The 5,069-nt window shown below is 45.0% G+C and carries 7 protein-coding genes; 3 read left to right on the top strand and 4 right to left on the bottom strand.

Annotated elements, in window-relative coordinates; all coding sequences use genetic code 11:
• Together FJM67_RS16875 and FJM67_RS16870 are read left to right on the top strand one after the other, a co-directional pair.
• A partial coding sequence (locus FJM67_RS16875) for a transposase domain-containing protein (protein ID WP_140588298.1) occupies nt 1-128 on the top strand: 128 nt, incomplete at its 5' end.
• A 106-nt stretch (nt 129-234) separates the two neighbouring features.
• Nucleotides 235-495 carry a hypothetical protein gene (locus FJM67_RS16870; RefSeq protein WP_140591840.1) on the top strand — a complete coding sequence of 87 codons (261 nt, stop codon included), beginning with the start codon at nt 235-237 and terminating at the stop codon, nt 493-495.
• A 152-nt stretch (nt 496-647) separates the two neighbouring features.
• On the opposite strand, the gene FJM67_RS16865 is transcribed toward FJM67_RS16870, so the two are convergent.
• The 3 genes from FJM67_RS16865 to FJM67_RS16855 all read right to left on the bottom strand — a co-directional run bounded on the left by FJM67_RS16865 (nt 648) and on the right by FJM67_RS16855 (nt 2,701).
• Nucleotides 648-1,064, bottom strand: coding sequence for a thermonuclease family protein (locus FJM67_RS16865; protein ID WP_140591837.1), 417 nt, complete (start codon nt 1,062-1,064; stop codon nt 648-650).
• A 131-nt stretch (nt 1,065-1,195) separates the two neighbouring features.
• On the bottom strand, nt 1,196-1,486 hold the full coding sequence (locus FJM67_RS16860) for an MbcA/ParS/Xre antitoxin family protein (RefSeq protein WP_140591833.1): 291 nt from the start codon (nt 1,484-1,486) through the stop codon (nt 1,196-1,198).
• Nucleotides 1,487-2,383: 897 nt separating this feature from the next.
• Nucleotides 2,384-2,701, bottom strand: coding sequence for a DMT family transporter (locus FJM67_RS16855; RefSeq protein ID WP_140591830.1), 318 nt, complete (start codon nt 2,699-2,701; stop codon nt 2,384-2,386).
• A gap of 91 nt (nt 2,702-2,792) precedes the next feature.
• Between FJM67_RS16855 and FJM67_RS16850 the strand changes: the two genes are divergently transcribed.
• On the top strand, nt 2,793-3,677 hold the full coding sequence (locus tag FJM67_RS16850; protein WP_140591827.1) for a LysR family transcriptional regulator: 885 nt from the start codon (nt 2,793-2,795) through the stop codon (nt 3,675-3,677).
• Between the two features lie 264 nt (nt 3,678-3,941).
• Here FJM67_RS16850 and FJM67_RS16845 read toward each other — a convergent pair whose 3' ends face one another.
• Entirely contained in the window at nt 3,942-4,106 is a 165-nt protein-coding gene (locus tag FJM67_RS16845) for a DUF2384 domain-containing protein (RefSeq protein WP_140591825.1), read from the bottom strand.
• Between the last annotated feature and the right edge of the window lie 963 nt (nt 4,107-5,069).

Genomic DNA, 5,069 nt, shown 5'->3' with positions numbered 1-5,069 from the left:
AAACCGCCAAAGCTAATGGCCTAGAACCATCGAGTTACATCCAATACGTACTCGACCACATTGCCGACGCGGATACTTTAGAAAAACTCGAAGCGCTATTGCCTTGGAACAGGGCGAAAGCAGGCTAGATTAGCAGGGCAAGACAAACCATTTTAGAGGGCTAATATAAGATCGCTTACCATACTGCTATAAATTGAGCAGTACACATGGAATTTCAATTACGGAGAATTGTTTGTGAAAAAAGTTGTTTTCATTGCTGCTATTTTGGCGGTCGGTCAGGCAAATGCCTTTGTAAGCCCAAACCTAAATGTTGCCTTCCTAGAGACTGTGAAAGTCAGATGTGACGCTTTTCCTTTTCACCTCTTATCCAATATTCACAGTGATGATGGGAGAATCACTGTGGTAGTGAGTTGTGGTACTAGTAGTGAACTGAGAACGATCATCTGCAATAAAATAAAGGGTGGCGATGGTGAAACCTACTACAGCTGTGACTGATGGCGAGCGCTGTTTTCGTTGAATAAGGATTGACTATGTAGTTTGTTCACCGAGTTTTGGCTTGTTTGTGTACCTTGGTCGTACTGTTGCATATAGAGCAATGATCTCTCGTCGCTCGTTGATATAGAGGTTGTGTAACTATCAACGCCTTTTTAACACCACCCCTGTCTGCTGCCTCCATCATAAGGGCGCGCTAAGCCTGACAGAAGTAGGGCGTCGGTAAGAGAGTTGCCATCAACGTACACATCCGCCAGTAAGCGGAAGTATTTTCCTCGTTGGATATTTCTCAGTTCGATTACTTGTCCGTTAGCTAGGAATTGACGAGTAAAGTCGCGGGCTTGCCGTGCGAGTTGTTTTTCGCCCTCGCATTTGCCGCGAATTTCTGCTGCATCGACACCGTTTACTCGCACTGACATGTTTTTGCCGACGATGTCGGGCCAGCCAGCAATGTCAACGCGAAAGGTATCGGCGTCGTATACCGAGATGACTTTTTCGACACGCACATCTTCAGCGGTTGCGTAAAGTGAAAAAGTCAGAAGGAAAGCCATGACTGGGATAGAAAAGCGCATTCGTACAACCTACTCGAATCCGCACATCCCGTGCTGAAAAGAAGTCCCTTATGTTTATTCTACGAATTGGAGGGAAGTGCATCAACATCTATCGGGAATAGGCGTGACATTACAATCATCCGTAGCGTAGATTAAGCAAATATCCCGTGATGTACCTTCCACATCAAATCTATAACATCGGTTTTTCCCTCTGGTGTCTTGGCAAATTCCATGGGGGTGGCACCGCCTAGTGCAAGCGCTGGTCTCGTTAGCCAAGCCTCGGCCTTTTGCTTATTCGCAAAGACATGATAGGCCACCTCAAGGAGGTCGTTTTCAGACAGAGATGAAGACTCTTCGAAAGGTGTATACACGACATCACTCATATCTACTCCTGAATTATTGGCTGGTTGAGTGTTGGTATCATTACAAGTGGTGTTGTTCATCTATCACTCCATAGTGATTTGGAGTTTAGCAAGCCACTTGATCTAATCATCAAGGCTGATTCAGGTACCGATTGCCACACTGTTTGATTGGTGAGTTGTTAACTAATGACCTCTGCAGCCATACATAGTCAAGTACAAGTGAGCAGCGGCATTGCGCGAGTAAAGAGCCGTCACTTTTGTCGATACTTATCGAATCCCAGACTGCGGCATTCTCAGTACCTCTCAACCATAAGTGATGCACTCATTCTCTGTGAGCACGAAGTACTTAACGTCAAAGTGAGGTCGATCGCAAGGTATAGCGTCACGCTAGAACACCTGGTAATGAGGGTCTCGGCACCACTTTATTCTGTTGCCTTGTAGCTCAAAGAAGTCACGAATAGTCGTTTTACAGTCATGATTGAAGAGTGATTTATCCATATATACCACAGATGTTCTGACTCTCTGGTTGTATAGGACTCTCCCCCTTGGTACGGACTGATATTCCAAGTGCCTTAGCTCATGCGGCAGTTGTATGCTATCGGGCTGCAGCTCCCACAAGGCTAAATGACTATCCGGTGAGTCCCAAATACCTAGTAGGCCGCATTCACCTTCCAGAAAAGGTCGACTTCGACCAATGACGTTACCATTGAAATACCAAAATATTCCGATATTAGGCATAAAAATTCTCTTTGCGACTGACTGGGTGCTGGGTTGTCCGTAAGTCCCTATAGCTCCTGCAACAACCCTTATGTTATCAACTCTATTTTCAGAAGGATTAATTAACTCGTCTTTCGAGACATGATAATCAGCCACTTAGTAAAATTAGCCGTATCGATACCCTACGTAGTCGACAACACGTGTCCCAATTCTTATGCAAATTGAATAGTGGCCGCTCGGTACCTCATGGGGGAAACAGGGCTAATGGGCCAACTTTAACACCGCTACACCGGCGATAATTAAAAGTATTCCCACATAACGTAATAAAGAGGATGTATCGCCAAAAACTAAAATACCGACAAGGAAGGTGCCTGCAGCGCCAATCCCTGTCCACACAGCATACGCAGTACCGATCGGAATATGCTTTTGTGCCATCCAAAGCAACACGCCACTAACCACCATAAAAACAACAGCCATCATAATTCCGGGCCATTTAGTCGATGAGGTTTGTGCGATTTTCATACCTAAAGGCCAACCGATTTCCGTTAGTCCTGCCAGTATCAAGTAGATCCAAGCCATGCTGTTTCTCCCGTTATATTGTTATATTTGACGCCGATAATATCTGTAATTACGATACAAAAAAGTTAGTTATCATCGATTATTTTCATACATGCAAAACATAGAACAGATCCGAATGTTGGTATTATCGGCGGAGCTTGGCTCATTCTCTGCTTGTGCGAGGCGGCTTGGTAAAGTGCAGTCAGCGGTTAGCCATGGTATCAATAGCCTTGAAATCGACTTGGACGTGGTGCTGTTTGATCGCAGTTCTCGCAAACCGAAACTGACGCCTGCTGGGGAGCGTTTATATCGAAGTGCTAAAGCGCTTTTAGCTCAATCTGCCGAGTTTGAGCTGATCGCGCAGTCGATTAATCGTGCGGAGGAGGATTGTTTGCGCATCGGACTAGATGATGGTTTGCTGACGCCAGCGGTGCAGCAGATATTGGCCGACTTTGCCTGCCAGTTCCCGTACACACAATTAGACTTAGTGACTTTGCCATCGTCAGATATTGTACCAGCCCTGCAACAAGGACAGTTGTCCCTAGGGCTGATGTTGACGGAAGTGGCTTCGTTTAAAGAGGTAGATTTCAGTTATATCGGCCAAGTCCATATGATACCTATGTGCCATATAGATCACCCACTGGCCAAAAAAATGGCGATAGCAGAAACTGATCTGTACCCTCACCGGCAAATCTCACAGCGTAGTTTTAAGAAAGTTGAACCGGCTCTGATGCTATCTATGTCACCCTCAGTTTGGTGGTGTTCCAGTACACTGGCAGCTATTTCACTGATTGAACAAAATATCGGTTGGGGGTATGTCCCTAAGCATCTCGCCGAGCTGAGTATGAGAAACGGCTCATTGGTAAAAATCAACACCCGCTTTGATCAGAAAACATGGGCTGTTCCGGTTGATTTAGTGTGGATGCGGGGCACAGCAATTGGCCCCGGGATGCAGTGGTTACAAAATGCGTTTAAAAGCGCGTTTTCGAGTAAATGACATCTTTCTTTTTACCTCTCATTTTGCCGTTGATCATGGGGCAATACCGTTCTGTAATGCATCTGTTCGAAAACGTCGTCTATGGAAATCCTTCAGCACTAAGTTCACTGTTCAAAATCACTTGCACGTTTCCACTATGATTCAAATTTCTTGAACACTATTACTATCGCGGACGGCACATGCCATTTCGCTTTTTTCCAACCTGCAATTGTAGATCATCAATAGTTCGATAATCATGTGCTTGTGCTACTTGAAGTAACTGAGTCATGAAGTTGCGCCACCAAGCGCTAATGCGGGTGTATTTAGCCAGAGTTCCGCTTTTCGCTTGTTCGCAAATATCTGATTAGCCAATTCGAGCAGCTCATCTTCGGAGTTAATTGGATCATCTATGCTTTCGATAGGGGAAGAGTCGTCTTTACTATGACTCATATCTGTCTCCAGTTTACGGATTGCTGGATGCTTGTGTCACCGATATGAAGAGGTGAATGCCATTCTAGCCGACGGCAATTACGCCCAGTACCCAACTGTCTATTAACGCGATGGATGTCATTAGTGATTGAATCCCTCGATAACTGCAAATATACTGTATATATAAACAGTATATTTGGGTGCCGCTATGAAAGTCACGTATCTTGGTTCAGCTGAAGTACTAATGTTGTTGCAAAATCGCGTTTGCATTCCCCTATATTCCGACAAAGTATCCGCTGGCTTTCCGTCGCCGGCACTTTTCCCATATTGCTCTTTCTGTCAATGTGCTGAAATCTATTAATAAATGACGTAAAAACAATAAGATAGTAAGATAAATCTCGTTTATACCTACTTTTACGGCGTTGACAACTATCACCCGGTCGAGTTTTTTCACTGATCCGCGCTGGGATCGCCTAATTGGTTGCCTTAGCGCTCATCCGAGCAAAGTTGAGTTAGGCTAGTTAACTAAATGATATAGATGGCCTTGTCCGACTCAGGCGAGACGGAATAACTTCGGTGGCCTCGATAGACGCTGGCCCACTCCGAACCGTGAGAGTTTTTAAACAAACTGGTAAAGCAGACGCAATTCTCTTTAACTCGAAGCTGCTTTAAACCGCCGGTACCGACCCTTACTGGACTATTAGTAATATCTAATATGCCGCTAAAGCGGACGTGATTTCTCGTCGATTTTGACCTGTTTCAACCCCCGGTGCCGGCAATAGCAGATGTTCATGACTGAGTTTTTTGATCAGAATTTAGCTAACTAAGACATCAATCAATTTGAGGGATAGTTGATTGCCACTAGCTAGTAAATCAAAGCTTTTATCACTCAATCCCCATCGTACCGCCTGCCCCTGTATTAAAGATGTTAAATATTTGGCTATGTCAGGCGCTGTAATCTCGGACTGGTCGCGACCAATGAGT

Source organism: Maribrevibacterium harenarium (assembly GCF_006385675.1).
Taxonomy (GTDB): domain Bacteria; phylum Pseudomonadota; class Gammaproteobacteria; order Pseudomonadales; family Marinomonadaceae; genus Marinomonas; species Marinomonas harenarium.
This window is presented reverse-complemented; position numbering and strand designations above follow the sequence as displayed.

Excerpts from the sequence above, each read along its gene's own strand:
- FJM67_RS16855 (WP_140591830.1), bottom strand. The coding sequence starts at position 2,701 with ATGGCTTGGATCTACTTGATACTGGCAGGACTAACGGAAATCGGTTGG.
- FJM67_RS16850 (WP_140591827.1), top strand. The coding sequence starts at position 2,793 with ATGCAAAACATAGAACAGATCCGAATGTTGGTATTATCGGCGGAGCTT.
- FJM67_RS16845 (WP_140591825.1), bottom strand. The coding sequence starts at position 4,106 with ATGAGTCATAGTAAAGACGACTCTTCCCCTATCGAAAGCATAGATGAT.
- FJM67_RS16860 (WP_140591833.1), bottom strand. The coding sequence starts at position 1,486 with ATGAACAACACCACTTGTAATGATACCAACACTCAACCAGCCAATAAT.
- FJM67_RS16865 (WP_140591837.1), bottom strand. The coding sequence starts at position 1,064 with ATGCGCTTTTCTATCCCAGTCATGGCTTTCCTTCTGACTTTTTCACTT.